Consider the following 19,654-nt stretch of genomic DNA (forward strand, 5'->3'; position numbering starts at 1 on the left):
ATGCAATTCCCCGTGCCTCGATCATCGTGATGGTGAGAAAACCGCATGATTCCAACGATCGGATTTCAAAAGTCAAAACAGTTGAGTGGGAATTGCATGCGAAATTGGGGAGAGGGCGGGAAATATCGTCAGGAAGCCTGGCGTCATGCCGGGACTGACCTCATGCATCAAGCGCACCTGCACCCGCCGCACGGATACCTGTATGTGCAAACGGCCCCGACCTCGAAAATAAACGAGGCCGGGGCCGAAACGTCAGCGCGGCGAGCGGATCACTCGTCGGCGGCGCTGGGGTGCGTCATGTCGGCGGGAACGACCCACGCGTCGAACTCCTCGGCGGTCAGGAAGCCGAGCTCGAGCGCGGACTCGCGCAGCGACAGGCCCTTGTGATGCGCGTTCTTCGCGATCTTCGACGCCTTGTCGTAGCCGATGTGGCGGTTCAGGGCCGTCACCTGCATGAGGTTGATGTCCAGGTTGTGCTTGATCTTCTCGTAGTTGGGCTCGATGCCGTACGCGCAGTGCGTATCGAAGGACACGCAGGCGTCACTCAGCAGACGGATGGACTCCAGGACGTTCCACGCCATGACGGGCTTGAAGACGTTGAGCTGGAAGTTGCCCTGCGAGCCGGCGAAGCCGACCGTCGCGTCGTTGCCGAACACCTGGGTGGCGACCATCGTCATGGCCTCACACTGGGTCGGGTTGACCTTGCCCGGCATGATGGACGAGCCCGGCTCGTTCTCGGGGATGATCAGCTCGCCGATGCCGTTACGCGGACCGGAGGCGTACCAGCGCACGTCGTTCGCGATCTTCATGAGGGCGTCAGCCAGGACGCGCAGCGCGCCCGAGACCAGCACCAGCGCGTCATGCGCGCCAAGGGCGGCGAACAGGTTATCGGCCTGCTTGAACTCGATGCCCGTCTCCTCGGAGATCTTCTTGGCGGTGAGCTCGCCGAACTTCGGGTGAGCGTTCAGGCCGGTGCCCACGGCGGTGCCGCCGATGGCCAGCTCGCGCGCACGCGTGTCCGCGTACTCGATGCCGTCGAGGGCGAAGTCGATCTGAGCAACCCAGCCGGAGATGACCTGGCCCAGGCGGATCGGGGTCGCGTCCTGCAGGTGGGTGCGGCCCACCATGATGACGTCGTCGAACTCCTTCGCCTTCTTGTCCAGGGTGTCACGCAGCTGGCGCACGCGCGGGTACATGTCGTGCAGCTCGGAGACGACCGCGATGTGCATGGCGGTGGGGAACGTGTCGTTGGAGGACTGGCCGCGGTTCACGTGGTCGTTGGGGTGCACGGGGGACTTGGTGCCCATGGTGCCGCCCGCGAGCTCGATGGCGCGGTTGGAGATGACCTCGTTGGCGTTCATGTTCGACTGCGTGCCCGAACCGGTCTGGAAGACGACCAGCGGGAAGTTGTCGTCAAGCTTGCCGGAGATGACCTCGTCGGCGGCCTGCGCGATGTAGCCGGCGATGTCGGCGGGCAGCTCGCCCAGCTCGGCGTTGGCCAGGGCCGCGGACTTCTTCAGGATGCCAAGGGCGCGCACCATCGGGCGACCCCACACGAAGGTGTTGCGTCCAATGTCGAAGTTGTGCAGCGAACGCTCGGTCTGAGCGCCCCAGTAACGGTTCGCGGGGACCTCAACGGCTCCCATCGAGTCGGTTTCGGTACGGGTTTCTTGTGCCACAGGTGGCTCCTTCGCGTAGGGCTTACGTACCCTCCTAGGATAGCGCCGCAAGCGCACTGAGGCGTGGGGCACTCGTCCTAGTCGCCTCCTAGCTCAGCTACGATCCGCGCTGCGTGCTCGGTGCAGCAGCCACCAGGCGCACGCGCACGACAGCGCGACGAGTGAGAGCGCCAGCACGAAGGGCGACAGGGGCATCCATCCGTACAGGGCGGTGGCGCTCACGGGGGCGACGATCCACGTGATCGCGCCGGTCGCGTTGATGACGCCGGCGATGCCGCCCTGCTCGCGCGCGCTCACAGCCAGGGAGGCGCCCGCCGAGTACCCGGGAGACGCCATGCCCGACGCGACGCCCATCGCGAACGTCGAGGCAGCCAGCGCCCACAGCGACGGAGCGATCGTTAGGCATGCGAGAGCCACGAGGGCGAGCGTCATGCCCGTGCGCAGCAGCGTGCGCGGGCTCCATCCCAGGCGAGGCACGACGATCAGCTGCATGAGCATCGCTCCGGCAGCGTTGGCCAGCAGCATGAGCGCGGTGACCGAGACTGCGGGCGCGGGGTCGAGTCCGCCGCGGTCCTGGACGAGGAATCCCATCGTGATCTGAACGACGCCGTTCGCGAAGTAGATACCGAACACCGAGGCGATCCACGGGGCGATGCGTCGGTCGGTCCACCGCACGCGCGGGGGCAGGTCCCCGTCCGTGGTCCCCGCGCTGGCGTTATCCGCCACGGTCGTTGCCGTCGGTTTCGTCGGTTCCGTCGACGAGGCCGGGGCCGCCTGCTCGGGTTCCGCGTCCTCACCGGTCAGGCGGGGCAGGCGCCTCCTCGGGCCGGTGGATGCTCCGTCGCGGGGCAGCCAGATGAGGGCGATGGCCAGCGCGATGAGGACGAAAATCGGCGTGGCGTGCACGGGGCCGAAAATCCACCACGCACCCAGCGCCGACGACATGAGGGAACCGACCATGACGGACAGGTTGATCGCGCCGGAGAACGCGGACGTGCCGCGCACGCGCGAGGCCTCGTCGGGTGTCACCTCGGCGACGAGGGCCTGGCCCGTCGGCGGGATCGCCGCGACCGCCGCGCCGAAGAAGGGGCCGCGCGCCGCCATGATGGCGCCCGCCGCGAGGAAAGCGCCGATGTAACCGGCCGCCCTCGCCCACACAGCCGCCGAGAAGAGCGTGCCCGCCGTGAGCGCCAAGAACAGTGCCAACAGGATGACGTGCCTGCGTCCCCAGGCGATAGAGCGGCGCCCCCAGAACTGGCTGAGCGCCGTCACCGCGGCGGCGGCCAAGGACACGGCCGCGCCCACGATCCACTCGGGCAGATCAAGGGCGCGCGAGAGGGGAGCGATCGACACGTTGAGCATGTTCTGCGCCGTGTACGTAAACAGCGCGATCGCCACGAGCGCGCGCAGCGTCGGATTCGTCAGCAAAGGTGATGAGGGCACAGTGCATCCTACGACGAAGGCCCCGCGCGATGCGCGGGGCCTTGCCGGACAGGTATCGAAACGGGAAAACGCTTAGCGCTGCACCCAGGTGCTCACCTTCCAGCGTCCGTCGCCCGAGCGCTCACGCCACTCGGCGTCGCTGCGTTCCTCGTCCCTGCGCCATAGCGCCGGATCCAGCGGCGGCGCGTACACGAACGTCGAACCCTCGGGCGCGCTCGCGGCCACGTCCAGATCCAGGTCGGTGACCACGGCCTCGTCCAAGAGTGGGAGAGTCTGCGCATAGAGCTGAGCCCCGCCCGTGATCCAGATGTACGGGGCATCCGTGCGCGCCGTTTCCTCGCGCGCGATCTGCAGCGCCTCGTCGATCGAGGACACGACGAGCGCACCCTCGGCCTCGTACCCGGGCGTGCGGGTGATCACGATGTTTGTGCGACCCGGCAGTGCGCGACCCAGGGCCTCCCACGAGCGGCGGCCCATGATGATCGGGCAGCCCATCGTGGAGGTCTTAAAGTGGCGGAAATCCGCGGGAACATGCCAGGACATGGCCGTGCCCGTCCCGATGATCCCGTTGCTATCCTGCGCCCAAATCGCGGCGAGCTTCGTCATACGGCGACCGGAGCCTTGATCGTGGGGTGATGCTGGTAGTCCGTCACCGAAATATCGTCGAAGGAGTACTCAAACATAGAGGGAGCCTTCGCGAGCTCTAGACGCGGGAACGGGTAGGGCTCGCGGCTCAGCTGCTCGGTCACCTGCTCCGTGTGGTTGGAGTAGATGTGGCAGTCCCCGCCCGTCCAAATGAAGTCGCCGACCTCAAGGCCCGCCTGCTGGGCGAACATGTGGGTGAGCAGCGAGTAGGACGCGATGTTGAAGGGCACGCCCAGGAACATGTCCGCGCTGCGCTGGTAGAGCTGCAGCGACAGGCGGCCGTCGGCCACGTACAGCTGGAAGAACGCGTGGCAGGGCTCGAGCGCCATTTCGGGCAGGTCGCCGACGTTCCACGCGGACACCACCATGCGGCGCGAATCCGGGTTCGTCTTGAGCGTTTCGAGGACCTGGGAAATCTGGTCGATGTGGCGGCCGTCTCCCGCGTTCCACGAGCGCCACTGGACGCCGTACACCGGGCCCAGCTCTCCGTCCTCGTCCGCCCACTCGTTCCAGATGCGGATCCCGTTGTCCTGGAGCCAGGACACGTTCGACGACCCCGACAGGAACCACAGGAGTTCGCCGACGACCGACTTGAGGTGCACGCGCTTCGTCGTGATCAGCGGGAAGCCCTTGGACAGGTCGTAGCGCAGCTGCGCCCCGAACAGGGAACGCGTGCCCGTGCCGGTGCGGTCACCCTTGGGGGTGCCCTCGCGCATAATGCGCGCCAGCAGGTCCTCGTACTGGCGGTCGACGGCGCTCACGTCAGTCGATCCGCTCGTTCGTCCACGTGTGCGAGGCCGGCAGCGCCTGGTCGACGACCGAGTGCTCGATCGTGCAGTTGCGCTTGATGGCGGCATCGGCGCGACGCTTGAGATCCTCGATCTCCTCGTCGGACAGGGCCGACATGTCCTGGACCAGCTCGACGTCCACGTGCGTGAAACGATCATTCTGCTGGTCGTAGTCGGCGGAGACGCCGACGAACTGCTCGAAATCGTCGCCCAGGCGAGCCGCCATGCGGGCATCCGAGCTCATCGCGTTGCAGCCCGCGATCGCGAGCTTGAGCAGGTCGCCGGGGGAGAAGAGACCGGGGCCGTGACCGATGCGGATCTCGGCGCCGTCCTGGTTGCGGGCGACGTACTGACGCACGCCCGTACGCTGCATGTACAGAGATTTAGGGGTATCACTCATGGCACCTATTGTGTCGCGAAAAGACCCCGCCCGCCCAGTAACATGCGCTGGGTGGGCGGGGTTCCTCGTAGAGCGTAGAAAAAGCTTTAGCGATGCTCCTCCAACCACTGCGCGGCACTCGCCTGCTCGTTGTCGGTCAGGCGACCCACGCGGGCCACCGCCTCCTTCTCGATGCGTCCGCCCAGCAGGGGCACGCGCACCGACAGGTTGCCGCTCACCTCGCGGGCTGAGCCCGCATCGGTTGGGGTCAGCGTGGACGTGGCCTCGACGGACACGGGCGCGCCGTCCACGGTCGCGGACGTGCGCGAGGTCGCCCCGGCCTCGTTCGTCGTCCACTCCTCGGTGAAAGAGATGCGCAGATCGGACTTGACAAAGCGCGCGGCCGCCGCCGGGATCAGCTCGGGGCGCACGGTGCCCGCAAAGGACACGCGCTCGTCCTCCACCGACACGGTGGAGGAGCCATCGACCATGAACTGGCCGAAGCGTCGCTCCAGGTAGTCGGGGGTCAGGTACATGGCGACGACCTCGTCGACCGTACCGGGGTAAGAAATAGACTGCGTGAATTGCATGGCTCTCCTGACGTGATAACCAGCGCCAAAGCGTGTCCCGGCGCTCATTTACAACGAAGGTCCGCCTTCGCGGCCCCACTCCCTTTAGAGTAGATGCATGCGTAGTCTCATGCAGTTAGCTGAAGAAGCCTCTTCGACGCCGTTGTCGGAGCAGGATATCGATTGGCTGCACCTCCTCCTCGCGGACTGGCAGGTGCTCGCTGACCTGGCGGCCGCCGACCTGGTTTTGTGGCTGCCCGCCGACGACGGGCGCTTCATCGCGGCCGCCCACTGCCGCCCCGCCACCTCCGCGACCGTCCACGTGGACGACATCATCGGCCTGCACCTGCCCGCCGCCCGCGAAATCGATCTGCGTCGCGCCCTGCAGTCCGGGGAGGTCGTGCGCTCGACGGCCGCGCGCTGGGCGGGCACCTACTCGATGATGGAAACATGCGTGCCCGTGTGCCACGACGGGCGCATCATCGCCGTCGTCACCCGCGAGGCGAACCTGTCGAGCCCGCGCCTTTCCCTCGGTTTTGAAGGATGGACGGTGGCGGCTGCCGACACCCTGTGCCAGATGATGGCGCGCGGCGAATACCCCTACGACTCGACCCCGCAGGTCACCTCCCACGGTGTCCCGCGCGTCCTCGACGGAGCCCTCCTGCTCGATGCGGAGGGGCGCGTCCAGCACGCGACACCTAACGCTGTGTCCTGTCTGCGCCGCCTCGGCATCCGCACGCACGTGACCGGCAAGGTCCTCGCCCAGGAGATCACCGAGGTCATCGGCGAGGGGACCCTCATCGAAGAATCCATGGCGGTCGTTGTCATGGGCCGAGCCTCCTGGCGCGTCGAGATCGCCGCGCGCGCCTCCACCGTCAGCATGCGCGCCCTGCCCCTCGTCAACGGGCGCAAGCGCCTGGGCGCCGTCATCCTGACGCGCGACGTGTCCGAGGTGCACCGACACGAGCAGGAACTGATGACGAAGGACGCGACGATCCGCGAGATCCACCACCGCGTGAAGAACAACCTGCAGACCGTGTCCGCCCTGCTGCGCCTGCAGTCGCGCCGCTCATCTGAGGAGGCTGTCAAGGTGGCGCTTGCCGAGGCCGAGCGCCGCGTGCAGGCGATCGCGACCGTGCACGCCGCCCTGTCGCAGAACGTGGATGAGTCGGTGGACTTCGACGAGGTCGCGCGCACGATCGTGCGCATGGCCGGTGCGATCGCCTCGACGGACCACGCCGTTGAGGTCATCACGACCGGTAGCTTCGGTACCATTCAGGCCGACCAGGCCCAGGCTCTGGCGACCGTCCTCAACGAGCTGGTCGCCAACTCTGTCGAGCACGGCCTCGCGGACCGTGATGGCCTTATCGAGGTGCGCGCCGAACGCCTGGGCTCGTCCATGACGGTGACCGTCGCAGACAATGGCGTGGGCTTCGTGCCGGGTACGCCGATGAGTGGCCTGGGCACGCAGATCGTCCATCAGATGGTGCGTGGCGAGCTCAAGGGCTCCATCGAGTGGGCCCCGCGTGAGGGCGGTGGCACGCTCGTAACGCTCCACGCGAACCTGGACCCCGCCTGACGGGGTCCGCGCGGGCTGGCTCAACGTTTCACCTATGAACGAGGCCGGGGATCCATGGTGGATCTCCGGCCTTGATCGTTGGTGCGCCGCGGGGCGGCGGTGGTCTGTTAGCAGCCCGCGCGGCGTGCGCGTGCGGCGCGGCGCTTGAGCGCGCGGCGCTCTTCCTCGCTCATACCGCCCCAGACGCCGGCATCCTGGTTGTTATCGATAGCCCACTGCAGGCAGATGCCCGCGACCTCGCACTCACGGCATACGGCCTTGGCCTCGGCGACCTGTGCGATGGCTGGACCCGTGTTCCCGATGGGGAAGAAAAGTTCCGGGTCAACTGTCAGGCATGCTGCCTTACTCCGCCAATCCATGATGTGTCTTTCGCTCCTCGACTGCCATGCGCTCGGGATGTTTCGCTTGTTCTCTAGTCAGTGTCCGTTCGTCATCTTAGTCGTGCAAGGGGGAGGCAACAGCGAAATGACAACGTCACTATGCGGCTGCTCACGGAGCCCGAATAAGATGGGACTTAGGTATTAACTGACCCAACGGTTAGTTGGACTGTTGTCAGGGTATCACCCTCGCAGATCAGTCCGCATGAAGGGGTCCAGCGTCGCGCGAGGACGGAGAGCGGGGATGCGTGGCAGTGTTGAATTAACGCGCGAATGACATTGTTCGTGGGATTCATCGCGAGAACTCTGTGCCCATCCCATCTGGCGATACGAGTCCATGCTCCTTGAGGAATTACGTCAGAAATTGTTGGCGTTTCTGCCCATCCGAGATGCGCGTGGAGTGCTGTGAGGATGGACGCGTCCTCCTGTCTGCCGATGATGATCCAGGGCAGCGGGTGATCCCATGTCGGCACCTCGTACGTGGGGCCGATCAGGACCGGTGCATCCGTATTTCTGACCAGCGCCGAGACAGTTGCTGGGCTGGGGATGCGCCAGCTGTTTCTCTCATGTTCCGGATGAGCTTCCAGGTCACACGCGGTCCTGGGTATGCACGCGAGTAGGGTGCGTTCTCCGGGCCGTGCGAGCAGCGCCTGCCCAGGGCCGAGTGTGCGGAGGTCGGTGGGGGAGATGCCCGCATGGAGTGCTTCGTCCGCGTCCCGTGCGCGCACGAGGCGTGTCGAAAACGCGCCCATCGTGGCACTCGATGCGGTGAAGCGCCCCGGGTAGGCTGCGACGATAATGACGCCGGCTCGCCGTGCCCCACCCAGCAGTGCGGCCCAGAGGGAATCCGCCTGCGGGGCTGACAGTGCCTGGGTGAGGGAGGCGCGCAGTGCGGCCGCGTCGGTGATAGCCAGGACCGCTGGGCCGTGCTCGCAGATGCCCTCCAGCAGGTCGATGGTGGAGACGTCGTCGCAGGCCAGGAATGACGCGCAGCCCGCAGCGCCCTCGTCTCCGATCACGTGGAGGGGATAGTCGCACCGACTCGCGATGCGCGTCGCGAGGGCGAGGGCCCACCGCGAGGCGAGGCTGGCCTCGTGCGCGCTGGCCTGAATCTGGATGCTTCCGCCGTCCCACACGAAGGGGGAATGCTCCTCGATCCCCTCGACGAGGCCGAGGGTGAGAACCCCCGCATTCGCCGGGGTGGGGCCTGGGTGCTGGTGTGTCAGCGCGGTTACGGATCCGCTTGCAGCATCAACCTCGTCCCACGTGAGGGTCTCGGGCAGCTCGGGTGCCCACAGAGGAGCCGCACTCCCATTCGGCCACGAAAGCGCGCAGCGCGAGACGACGGAGGCGACGTTATCCATGTAGGCCAGCTGGATGACGCCGACGCCGTCGAGGACGGCGCGCCCGGGAACCCGGGGCAGCGAGGCGGCCCGTGCGTCCCCGAGGATGTCGGTCGAATCGGCGGCGCTCACGCAGCGCAGGGACAGGCGGATGTCCATGTTGGCGCGCATCTGCGCACTCACGGCCCCCGACGGGCGCTGCGTTGCCGCGATGAGGTGGAGACCCAGGCTGCGCCCCTGCGCGGCGAGCCGCAGCAGGACCTCCATCGAGGAAGGATGAGCCTGCGCGAGGAAACGGAACTCGTCAATGGCGACGATGATGCGGGCAGGGGCCTCGGGGACCGAGGAGGGGTCGCCCTCGTGGGCGCGCTCCCACGTAGCCAGGTCGGGGAACCCGCGTGCGCGCAATTGCTCCTCGCGGCGCTGTAGCTCGGCGGCGATACCCGTCAGAGCCCTCGTCGTCGCACCGGGATCCAAATCGGTGAGGAGCGCGTGCGTGTGGGGGAGAGCCTGCAGACGGGCGAATGTCGATCCGCCCTTGTAGTCGATGAGGACGAAGCGCACCCTGTCGGGGCTGTAGCAGTGCGCGATAGAGGCAAGCCAGCCGATCAGCGCCTCCGATTTCCCGGAACCCGTGCAACCGGCGACGAGAGCGTGCGGGCCATCCGAGACGAGATCCAGCTCGATGGGGCCGGACTGCGACATCCCGATCCGCACGCTCAGGACGCCGGAGGATCCTCGGGCATGGTCTGGATCCCATCCCACGCGCGAGGGGAGGGCGTCGCGCGCATCCGCTCGGGTGACCGTCCACCACCACTGAGGCGCGACCGGCAGATCGTCGGTGACACACACCTGCGCGCACCAGGACGGCAGGTGTGCGACGGAGGATGCGTACCCGATGTGCACGGTCGGTCTGTCATCTGCCGCGCCTTGTGTGCAGTGCGGGCACGACTCGCCAGCACTCACGTGGATGTCCACGCCCGCGTGCCCCAGCAAGACGGGGGAGGCGCTGTTCCACCACACTCGGGCACCTCCCACCTGCGCGGCTATCTGCCCCGCGCACCACAGGGCACACTGGGTCGCATGGGCACCCGCGATACCGAGCGCGGAGCGCCCCGGCTCATCCGACGACGTCGAAAGGAGCACGCGTTTTCGGGGGCTTGTGGCCCGTCCCGGCCACACGCTCGCCCGCACGAGCCTCGGTGCGGATCCTGATTCCGGTAGTCCAGCGAGCACCAGGGCGAGCGCGGCACCGTCCCAGCCTTTCCTGCGCCGCCGACGCGCACGCCAGCAGAGAATGGTCGCGGTGACGCAGGCGACGGCCGCCACCAGCGAGGCGATACCGATCCACAGCCGTGGAGCGCTCGCGGCCGCACGCAGTCGCCACCCCATGAAACCAAGCATGACGACGACGGAAACCAGGGGCGCGCCCCTGAGCAGGGACGATCCCGTGAGCGTGCCCCGGCCTCGTCGTTCGACGCCCGGCCAGGCCAAGCGCATCGGGCGCGCGCGGACCTCGAAGACGTCGTCGCCGAGGCGCAGGCGGGCCCCGGCGGTCAGGCCCTGAGCGGTGCGGGCACTGCGCCACCAGCGCGCGCGGGTGCGCAGCCGAAACGGAGGGGAATCCGGCCGGGCATCGAGGAACGCGCGGCCCTCACGCGTGGTGAAAACTGCGTGTGTGCGCGCCACGCTCGCGCATGACAGGGGCATATCGCCCGCGCGACCGACCGTGCCGGGGGCCACCACGACACCAACGTCGGGTCCCTGAACGCACGCGAGGTGCAGGTCGGTGCGCAGGGCAGCGCGGGCGAGACAACCGGAATCTTTCATGACCCAACGATCCCGCCGCTTGTGGGCGCATTCAAGCGCCAGGACACGCCCTGTGGATAACCGGTCGCGGCCCCGAAGCCCTGTGGATAAGCGCCTTGCTGGACCGTGTGGCTATGACCACCTCCGCCGTTGGAAGGCCTCGCCCACCGGTCCGCCAGCCTCCCGGAATGCAAGAATGGATCCCATGGCTGACTCCACGTTCGAGACGACACGCGACCGCTACAACGACCTCGTTGAGCGCATCAACGAGGCTCGCGCCGCCTACTACGACCGTGATTCGCCGACCCTCGCGGACGCAGACTACGACCGCATGTACCGCGAGGTCGAGGAGATCGAGGAGCGCTACCCACAGTTGCGCGGTGCCGACTCGCCCACGATGAGCGTGGGCGGCAGCGTCGACTCCGGTTTCGCCGAGGTGCGCCACCTCGCCCAGATGATGTCCCTCGACGACGTCTTCTCCCTCGAGGAGCTCGCCGGGTGGGAGACCCGCATGGCCGAGGCGACCGGCATCTCTGACCTGGAGATGACGACCGAGGTCAAGGTCGATGGCCTTTCGATTAATCTCCTCTACGAGAACGGCCGTCTCGTGCGCGCCGCGACCCGAGGCGACGGCTACGTCGGCGAAGACGTCACCGCTAACGCCCGGACGATCAAGTCGATTCCTCAGACCCTGAGTGGCACCGTGCCCACGCGCATCGAGGTGCGTGGAGAGGTCTACTTCCCGGTCGCCGACTTCGCCGCCTTCAATGAGGCCCGCGTCGAGGCCGGGGAAAAGACCTTCGTCAACGCGCGCAACGCGGCATCCGGTTCCCTGCGCCAGAAGGACCCCGCCGAGACCGCCAAGCGCCCCCTCGCGATGGTCGCCCACGGCATCGGCTTCGTCGAGGCCGGGGAGGACTTCGCCGAGCCGACCACCCAGATGGGCTGGTACGAGCAGCTGCGCGAGTGGGGCCTGCCCGTCTCGCCCTACACGCGCCTGCTGACGGGTCGAAAGGCCATCGAAGAGCGCATTGCCGAGCTTGGTGAAAAGCGCCATGATCTGGAACACGAGATCGACGGCGTCGTCGTTAAGGTTAACGACCTGGCCCTGCAGCGCTCCCTCGGCTCGACCTCACGCACCCCGCGCTGGGCGGCCGCCTACAAGTTCCCGCCCGAGGAGGTACACACGCGCCTGCTCGACATCCGCGTCCAGGTGGGGCGCACGGGCCGCGTCACCCCCTACGGCGTCATGGAATCCGTGCTGGTTGCGGGCTCGAACGTCGCGCGTGCGACCCTGCACAACGCCCAGGAGGTCGCCCGAAAGGGAGTCCTCATCGGCGACCTCATCGTCCTGCGCAAGGCCGGTGACGTGATCCCCGAGATCGTCGCCCCCGTCGAGGACGCACGCAACGGCTCCGAGCGCCCCTTCGTCATGCCCACGCAGTGCCCCTCCTGCGGGACACCCCTCGTGCAGGAGAAGGAAGGCGACGTCGACCTGCGCTGCCCGAACAAGGGTTTGTGCCCCGCGCAGATCACCGAGCGCCTCGCCCACGTCGGCGCGCGCAGCGCCCTGGACGTGGAGGGCCTCGGTGACGAGTCTGCGCTCGCCATGACCCAGCCCGAAAACGACCGTGACGAGGTGGCAGCCGCCCTGGTCGCCGGCCACAGCGTCACGCTGGAGGACGGCACTGTCCTCACGCTCGAGGGCGGCCGCGAGCTGCCCCACGGCGAGCAGATCACCCGAGCCGAAGAACTCCTGCCTGCCCCGCAGGCACCCGCCCTGCGCACCGAGGCCGCGCTCTTCGACCTGCGCGCGCAGGACCTGCGCGATGTCATGGTGTGGAAGCCCGTCAAGAGGAAGGGCGAGGAGACCGGCGACTGGAAGCAGGTCCGCTACTTTTGGACCAAGGCGTACAAGCCCCGCAAGCTGCGCGGCCAGACCGTTTTCGAGCCCATCGAGCCCAGTGCCTCCAAGGGCACCGAGAAAATGCTCGCCGAGCTGGACAAGGCCAAGAGCCAGCCCCTCGCGCGCGTCCTCGTCGCTCTGTCCATCCGCCACGTCGGCCCCACGGCGGCCCGTGCGCTCGCGGACGCCTTCCGCTCGATGGACGCCCTGCGTGCCGCCTCGGTCGAGGAGCTCTCTGCCGTCGAGGGCGTGGGCGAGGAGATCGGTCGCTCCCTGCGCGACTGGTTCACGGTCGACTGGCACCTGGAGGTGCTCGAGGCGTGGGCGCGCGCGGGCGTGCGCATGGCCGATGAAGCACCCGAGCCGGCCTCGGACGTGCTTGCGGGCCTCACCATCGTGGTCTCGGGCGCGATGCCCGGATACGACCGCGAGGGCGCCAAGGAAGCGATCACCTCGCGCGGCGGCAAGGCGGCGGGCTCGGTCTCGAAGAAGACATCCCTCGTGGTCGCTGGTCCGGGCGCGGGTTCGAAGGTCGCGAAGGCCGAGGCCTTGGGCGTCCCCGTCATTACCGAGCAGCAGTTCGCGGACCTCCTCGAGGGAGGCCTGGCGGCCGTCGGCCTGTAACGAGGCCGGGGCTCAGACGAGGGGCTCCAAGGGGCCCAGCAGCACTTCGCCCACGCGGGTGAGCGTTGAACGCTTTTCCCACTCGTCGATCGTCAGGCGGCGGGCCGTCGTCAGGTCGTTCGCGAAAATCTCCTCCATGCGCGCGGCGAGCGGGCGCGAGAAGAACTGCAGGCACACCTCGTAGTTGCCTCGCATCGAGAGGCGGTCGATGTTCGCCGTGCCGATCGTCGACCAGCGTCCGTCCACCGTCATCGTCTTCGAGTGGACCATCGCGTGCTGGTACAGCCAGATCTCCACGCCTTCGCGCAGCAGCTCGCCGTAGTAGGGGCGCGCCACCCAGTCCGCCAGGATGTGGTTGGAATACTCGGGGATCAAGACTTGGACGCGCACGCCTCGGCGCGCAGCGGCGATCAGGGAGGAGAGGACCTCGCGGTCGGGGATGAAGTACGCCGTCGTGATGAGCACGCGGTCGGTCGCCCGCTCGATCGCGTCGATGTACATGCCGCGGATCGGGTAGAGCAGATTGTGGGGCAGATTGAACTGCGCTGTCACGTCCGCGCTCCACGCGCGCGCACCCTGATCAGGCAGCTCCGGGCTGGTTTTGGGACGGAAGTGATTCCAGAAGTCCACGAAACCGTTCTCTAGCTCCCACACGGCCTCGCCCGTGATGCGCACGTGGGTGTCGCGCCACTCGTTCGCGAATGGGTCGCCGATGTTGTAGCCGCCGACGAAGCCGACCTCGCCGTCGACCACGAGGATCTTGCGGTGATCCTGGCCCGTACGGCGAATATTCAATGTGAAGAAGCCCGAGCGCAGCGTCGGGAACTTGCGCACGTGCAGGTTCGGCATCGCGGGGAACTTGTAGAAGCGTGGATCCTGGTTGAGGACACCGAAGCCATCCCACACGCAGAAGACCTCGACACCGCGCTGCGCGGCGGCGATCAACGCATCCTTGAAACGCTGGCCCCAGCTGTCCGAGCGCCAAATGAAGGTCTCGAAATAAATGTGATGCGTTGCCCCTTCGATGGCCTCCAGCATGTCCTCGTACAGGGAGTGTCCCTCCGTGTACGTGCGCGCCACAGTGTCGCCGATCTGCGTGTCGGCGGGAGGCAGGGTCGGGAAACCGTGCACGCCACCGGGGATACGGGCGGTGCGCATGCGGTCAATCGCGTGAACGGTGACGACCGCCGCCGCCTGGGCGGCGAGCAGGGCGATGCCCGCTTTTTTGACGATCGACCACGTCTGCCTGGTGAGTTGGCGTCGCTGTGAAAAGGCCATACGGGTAGGATGCCACACATGTCACGCATTAGTACTGACGAGGTCGCCCGCGTCGCGGGCCTGGCCCATATCGCATTGACCGACGAGGAAATTACGCGTTTCGCGGGTGAACTCGACGCGATCGCCGACGCCGTCTCCAAGGTGTCCGAGGTCGCCACCCCCGAGGTGCCTGCCACCTCCCACCCGATTCCGCTGACCAACGTGTGGCGCGAGGACGTGGTGGGCGAAACCGTGAACCGCGACGAGGTGCTCGCTCAGGCGCCCGCCGCCCAGGACGGCCAGTTCCTGGTTCCGCAGATTCTGGGGGAGGACTGATGAACGAGCTGCTGAAGAAGAGCGCCCTGGAGCTGGCGGACATGCTGGCCGCCGGCCAGATCACCTCCGTCGAGCTGACCCAGGCGTGCCTGGACCGCATCGACGCCATTGATGATCGCGTCAACGCCTTCATCACCGTCGACCGCGAGGGTGCCCTGGCGACCGCGGCCGACGTGGACGCGCGCCGCGCGGCGGGGGAGACCCTGCACCGCCTGGCGGGCGTGCCGATCGCCGTCAAGGACAACGTGGTGACGCGCGGCCTGCGCACCACCTGCGCCTCGAAGATCCTGGGCGACTGGGAGCCTCCCTACGACGCGACCGTCACCACCAAGATCAAGGAAGCCGGCCTGCCCATCGTCGGCAAGACCAACATGGACGAGTTCGCCATGGGTTCGTCCACCGAGCACTCCGCGTTCGGTACGACGAAGAACCCGTGGGACACCGAGCGTATCCCCGGCGGCTCCGGCGGTGGCTCGGCAGCGGCTGTTGCGGCCTACATGGTGCCCTTCGCGCTCGGTTCCGACACGGGTGGCTCGATCCGCCAGCCCGCGTTCGTGACCGGCACGGTCGGCGCGAAGCCCACCTACGGCGCGGTGTCGCGTTACGGCCTGGTGGCCATGGCCTCGTCCCTGGACCAGATCGGCCCCGTCACCCGCACGGTCGCCGACGCGGCCGCACTGACCGAGCTGATCGGCGGCTACGACCCCCACGACTCGACCTCCCTGAACGAGCCGGTTCCCGCGCTCACGCAGGCCGTCGAAACCGTGGCCGCGCAGGGTTCCATGAAGGGCCTGAAGGTCGGCGTCGTCAAGGAGCTGAGCGGCGAGGGCTACCAGCAGGACGTCATCGACGCCTTCAACGCCACCGTCGAGAAGCTGCGCGAGGCCGGCGCGCAGATCGTCGAGGTCTCCTGCCCGCACCTGGAATACTCGCTGGGCGCCTACTACCTGATCATGCCCGCAGAGGTCTCCTCGAACCTGGCCCGCTTCGATGGCATGCGCTACGGCATCCGCGTCGAGCCCACCGAGGGTCCCGTGACCGCCGAGCGCGTCATGGCCGCCACCCGCGAGGCCGGCTTCGGCGACGAGGTCAAGCGCCGCATCATCCTGGGCACGCACGTGCTCTCGGCCGGCTACTACGACGCCTACTACGGCAGCGCGCAGAAGGTCCGCACGCTCATCCAGCGCGACTTCGACGCGGTGTTCGAGCAGGTTGACGTCCTCGTGTCGCCGACGGCCCCCGAGACGGCCTTCAAGTTCGGCGAGAAGACCTCCGACCCGCTGGCCATGTACCTCTACGACGTCGCCACGATCCCCGCGAACTTGGCGGGCATCCCCGGCGTGAACGTGCCGAACGCGGTGTCTTCCGAGGGCCTGCCCATCGGCTTCCAGGTGCTGGCCCCCGCGCGCGGCGACCTGGTCATGTACAAGGTGGCGTCCCTGGTGGAGGCGCTCAGCGACGACGTCGCGGGTCAGTGCCCCGCAGCTAACTGGGAGGAAAAGTGATGACTGAGCTCATGGATTACGACGAGGCGGCCCGCCGCTTTGACCCGGTTCTCGGTATTGAGGTGCACGTCGAGCTGGGCACCGCAACCAAGATGTTTGATGCCGCCCCCAACGCGTTCGGCGGCGACCCGAACACCTACGTGACCCCCGTGTCGCTGGGTCTGCCCGGCTCGCTGCCGGTCGTCAACCACAAGGCCGTCGAGTACGCGATCAAGATCGGCCTGGCCCTGAACTGCGAGATCGCGGAGTACTGCCGGTTCGCGCGTAAGAACTACTTCTACCCGGACCTGACTAAGGCCTTCCAGACCTCTCAGTCCGACGAGCCGATCGCACACGACGGCTACGTCGATGTTGAGCTCGAGGACGGCACCATGTTCCGCGTGCAGATCGAGCGCGCGCACATGGAGGAGGACGCGGGCAAGAACACGCACATCGGTGGCGCTGACGGCCGTATCCAGGGCGCGGACCACTCGCTCGTGGACTACAACCGTGCGGGCGTGCCGCTCGTGGAGATCGTGACCCGTCCGATCGAGGGTGCCGGCGAGCGTGCGCCCGAGGTGGCCGCTGCCTACGTGCAGGCCCTGCGCGACATTTTCCGTGCCCTCGACGTGTCGGAGGCCCGCATGGAGCGCGGCAACGTGCGCGCCGACATCAACGTGTCGCTGCGCCCAACGCCCGAGTCCCCGCTGGGTACGCGCACCGAGACGAAGAACGTGAACTCCTTCCGCGGCATCGCCTCGGCCGTGCGCTACGAGATGCAGCGTCAGGCCCAGATCCTGGCCGACGGCGGCACGATCCTGCAGGAGACCCGCCACTACCACGAGGAGGATGGCTCGACGTCGTCCGGCCGTGAGAAGTCGGATTCCGAGGACTACCGCTACTTCCCCGAACCCGACCTGGTGCCGATCCGCCCGGATCGCGAATGGGTGGAGGAACTGCGCGCCTCGCTGCCCGAGCTGCCCGTCGCCAAGCGCCGCCGCCTGCGCACCGAGTGGGGCTACGCGGACATGGAGATGCGCGACGTCATCAACGCCGGCGCCCTCGAGCTCATCGAGGCCACGGTCGCCGCTGGCTGCGATCCCGCCTCCGCCCGCAAGTGGTGGATGGGCGAGATCTCGCGTCGCGCCAAGGAACGCGAGGTCTCCCTGGACGAGGCCGGGGTCAGCCCCGCTCAGGTCGCGCAGCTCCAGGGTCTCATCGACTCTGGCCGCATCAACGACAAGCTGGCGCGCCAGGCCCTCGAGGGTGTCCTCGCGGGCGAAGGCGACCCGACGCAGGTCGTCGAGGCCCGAGGCCTCGAGGTCGTCTCCGACGACGGCGCTCTGACGGCGGCCGTCCAGGAGGCCCTGGACGCCCACCCCGACATCGTCGAGAAGATCAAGGGCGGCAAGGTCCAGGCGGCCGGCGCCCTCGTCGGCGCGGTCATGAAGGCCACCCGCGGGCAGGCTGACGCCGCCCGCGTGCGCGAGCTGATCATGGAGATGGTTGGCGCCTGAGGTTCATCCTCGCGAGCGAACGGGGCCGGGATCGATTGCGATCCCGACCCCGTTCGCCATGTTGGGACTGCGCGTACCGCTTCGTGCACGGCATCCGGCGAGCGCGCCCGGGCCTCGTGCGTGCGTGCCCAAGGAGGAACCCCGGCCTCGTCCCTGATTATGCGCGCGTGTCCACGTTGTGGCCTCCCCCTACCGGCAGGCGTGCAAAGGTACTTAGGATGAGCGCGTGAGGACAGCCTGACCGCCTGTGGCCGGGCGCCCAACGAAAGGACAGATATGCGCACATCGCCGTCGTACACCGCCTCCTACCGCATTGAGGTGGACGAGAAGACGACTTCCATCGCGTCCATTGTTGACGCAGTCTCTTCGACTGGAGCGGAGATCAAGGGCCTCGACGTGGCCGATTCCGACCGCGGGCGCATCATCATCGACCTGACGTGCGACATGCGCGATTCTGAGCACCGTCGCGAGGTTCGCGACGCCATTAACGCGCTGCCCGGCGTGGCCTCCGACTCGGTCGCCGACCAGACCTTCATGAGCCACATCGGCGGCAAGGTGGAAATCCACTCCAAGGTGCCCCTGCGTAACCGTGACGACCTCTCGCGCGCCTACACGCCTGGCGTTGCCCGCGTGTGCACCGCCATCCACGACATGCCCCAGAAGGCCCACCTGCTGACCATGAAGGCCAACACGGTCGCGGTCGTCTCCGACGGCACCGCGGTGCTCGGCCTGGGCGACATCGGCCCCGAGGCCGCCCTGCCCGTCATGGAGGGCAAGGCCGTCCTGTTCAAGGAGTTCGGCGGCGTCGACGCCTGGCCCGTCGTCCTGGACACCAAGGACACCGAAGAGATCATCTCGATCGTGAAGGCCATCGCCCCGGCGTACGGCGGTATCAACCTGGAGGACATTTCCGCGCCGCGCTGCTTCGAGATCGAGGAGCGCCTGCGTGCCGAGCTCGACATCCCCGTCTTCCACGACGACCAGCACGGAACCGCGATCGTGGTGCTCTCCGCGCTTATTAATGCGCTGAAGATCGTGGGCAAGAAGATCGAAGACGTGCGTATCGTCGTCTCCGGCGTCGGTGCGGCCGGTAACGCGATCATCCGACTGCTGCTGGCCCAGGGCGCGCGCGACATCATCGGCTGCGGCCGCGATGGCGCGCTGTCGGGCGACGCCACCGAGGGCATGCACCCCTCGCGTAAGGCCCTGGCCGAGGCGACGAACCCCCGCCACGTCCACGGCTCCCTCAAAGAGGTCCTCAAGGGTGCCGACGTCTTCATCGGCGTCTCCTCCGGCAACATCCTCGAGCCCTCCGACATCGAGACCATGGCAGACGACGCGATCGTCTTCGCCCTGGCGAACCCCACGCCTGAGGTCGACCCGATCGGTGCCGGCAAGTACGCGGCCGTCGTTGCGACCGGACGAAGCGACTACCCGAACCAGATCAACAACGTGCTGGCCTTCCCCGGCCTGTTCCGCGGTCTCCTCGATGCGAAGGTCAAGGAGATTACGACCGAGGTCCTGCGCGTCGCTGCCGTCGCTATCGCGTCGGTGATCTCCGATGACGAGCTCAGCCCGTCCTACATCATCCCCGGTGCCTTCGATAAGCGGGTCGCCCCCGCCGTCTCCAAGGCCGTGCGTCGCGCCGTGCGCGACCTTCCGACCGTGGATATCCCTGTTCAGCCCGACATGGATGTGAACTGAGAGTCATTTCGGCTGTTTTGCGGGCCCGATCGCGCTTCTGAGGCGCGATCGGGCCCGCCTTTTTGTTGTCGGGGTGGGGGAGTGCAAGGTGAATTAAAGGGGACTTTTCGTTGTGTTTGTTGGGTTTGTGGGGTGTGTGGTGGGGGTCACGGTGTTTTGGTTTGACTTTGGGTGTGGGGGTGAGTAGATTATTCACCTGTCGCCGCGAGCTTGTG

Annotated in this window: 15 protein-coding genes; 6 read left to right on the forward strand and 9 right to left on the reverse strand. The window is 67.3% G+C overall.

What is annotated here, in order from left to right; all coding sequences use genetic code 11:
• Positions 1-269: 269 nt before the first annotated feature.
• The 6 genes from fumC to O3684_RS06915 all read right to left on the reverse strand — a co-directional run bounded on the left by fumC (position 270) and on the right by O3684_RS06915 (position 5,524).
• Positions 270-1,679: a class II fumarate hydratase gene (fumC, locus tag O3684_RS06890; protein WP_500065893.1), complete on the reverse strand. Its 1,410-nt coding sequence runs from the start codon at positions 1,677-1,679 to the stop codon at positions 270-272.
• Between the two features lie 93 nt (positions 1,680-1,772).
• Positions 1,773-3,122, reverse strand: a complete 1,350-nt coding sequence (locus tag O3684_RS06895; RefSeq protein ID WP_500065895.1) for an MFS transporter — start codon at positions 3,120-3,122, stop codon at positions 1,773-1,775.
• Between the two features lie 72 nt (positions 3,123-3,194).
• Positions 3,195-3,728: a dihydrofolate reductase gene (locus O3684_RS06900; RefSeq protein WP_500065897.1), complete on the reverse strand. Its 534-nt coding sequence runs from the start codon at positions 3,726-3,728 to the stop codon at positions 3,195-3,197.
• On the reverse strand, positions 3,725-4,528 hold the full coding sequence (locus tag O3684_RS06905) for a thymidylate synthase (RefSeq protein WP_500063672.1): 804 nt from the start codon (positions 4,526-4,528) through the stop codon (positions 3,725-3,727). The genes O3684_RS06900 and O3684_RS06905 overlap by 4 nt, the downstream gene beginning before the upstream one ends.
• A 1-nt stretch (position 4,529) precedes the next feature.
• A complete protein-coding gene (locus tag O3684_RS06910) occupies positions 4,530-4,955 on the reverse strand; it encodes an OsmC family protein (RefSeq protein ID WP_500065899.1) in 426 nt (141 codons plus the stop codon).
• Between the two features lie 86 nt (positions 4,956-5,041).
• On the reverse strand, positions 5,042-5,524 hold the full coding sequence (locus O3684_RS06915) for a DUF2505 domain-containing protein (RefSeq protein WP_500065901.1): 483 nt from the start codon (positions 5,522-5,524) through the stop codon (positions 5,042-5,044).
• A 97-nt stretch (positions 5,525-5,621) separates the two neighbouring features.
• Between O3684_RS06915 and O3684_RS06920 the strand changes: the two genes are divergently transcribed.
• Positions 5,622-7,082 carry a sensor histidine kinase gene (locus O3684_RS06920; protein ID WP_016460043.1) on the forward strand — a complete coding sequence of 487 codons (1,461 nt, stop codon included), beginning with the start codon at positions 5,622-5,624 and terminating at the stop codon, positions 7,080-7,082.
• Between the two features lie 107 nt (positions 7,083-7,189).
• Here O3684_RS06920 and O3684_RS06925 read toward each other — a convergent pair whose 3' ends face one another.
• Entirely contained in the window at positions 7,190-7,441 is a 252-nt protein-coding gene (locus tag O3684_RS06925) for a WhiB family transcriptional regulator (protein WP_500063674.1), read from the reverse strand.
• 155 nt (positions 7,442-7,596) lie between these two features.
• Complete coding sequence (locus O3684_RS06930; protein ID WP_500065903.1) at positions 7,597-10,632, reverse strand: FtsK/SpoIIIE domain-containing protein; 3,036 nt, start codon at positions 10,630-10,632, stop codon at positions 7,597-7,599.
• 175 nt (positions 10,633-10,807) lie between these two features.
• On the opposite strand from O3684_RS06930, the gene ligA reads away from it, so the two are divergent.
• A complete protein-coding gene (gene ligA, locus O3684_RS06935; protein WP_500065904.1) occupies positions 10,808-13,141 on the forward strand; it encodes an NAD-dependent DNA ligase LigA in 2,334 nt (777 codons plus the stop codon).
• 12 nt (positions 13,142-13,153) lie between these two features.
• Here the strand turns inward: ligA and O3684_RS06940 are convergent, their stop codons facing one another.
• On the reverse strand, positions 13,154-14,419 hold the full coding sequence (locus O3684_RS06940; RefSeq protein WP_500065906.1) for a phospholipase D-like domain-containing protein: 1,266 nt from the start codon (positions 14,417-14,419) through the stop codon (positions 13,154-13,156).
• Positions 14,420-14,437: 18 nt separating this feature from the next.
• On the opposite strand from O3684_RS06940, the gene gatC reads away from it, so the two are divergent.
• The 4 genes from gatC to O3684_RS06960 all read left to right on the forward strand — a co-directional run bounded on the left by gatC (position 14,438) and on the right by O3684_RS06960 (position 19,439).
• Entirely contained in the window at positions 14,438-14,734 is a 297-nt protein-coding gene (gene gatC / locus O3684_RS06945) for an Asp-tRNA(Asn)/Glu-tRNA(Gln) amidotransferase subunit GatC (protein WP_016460038.1), read from the forward strand.
• A complete protein-coding gene (gatA, locus tag O3684_RS06950; RefSeq protein WP_500065908.1) occupies positions 14,734-16,239 on the forward strand; it encodes an Asp-tRNA(Asn)/Glu-tRNA(Gln) amidotransferase subunit GatA in 1,506 nt (501 codons plus the stop codon). Before gatC ends, gatA begins: the two co-directional genes overlap by 1 nt.
• Positions 16,239-17,735, forward strand: coding sequence for an Asp-tRNA(Asn)/Glu-tRNA(Gln) amidotransferase subunit GatB (gatB, locus tag O3684_RS06955; RefSeq protein WP_500065910.1), 1,497 nt, complete (start codon positions 16,239-16,241; stop codon positions 17,733-17,735). Before gatA ends, gatB begins: the two co-directional genes overlap by 1 nt.
• Before the next feature lie 276 nt (positions 17,736-18,011).
• Positions 18,012-19,439: an NAD-dependent malic enzyme gene (locus tag O3684_RS06960; RefSeq protein ID WP_500065911.1), complete on the forward strand. Its 1,428-nt coding sequence runs from the start codon at positions 18,012-18,014 to the stop codon at positions 19,437-19,439.
• Positions 19,440-19,654 lie beyond the last annotated feature (215 nt).

The sequence above is a fragment of the Pauljensenia sp. 20925_1_27 genome (assembly GCF_041432835.1).
Lineage (GTDB): Bacteria > Actinomycetota > Actinomycetes > Actinomycetales > Actinomycetaceae > Pauljensenia.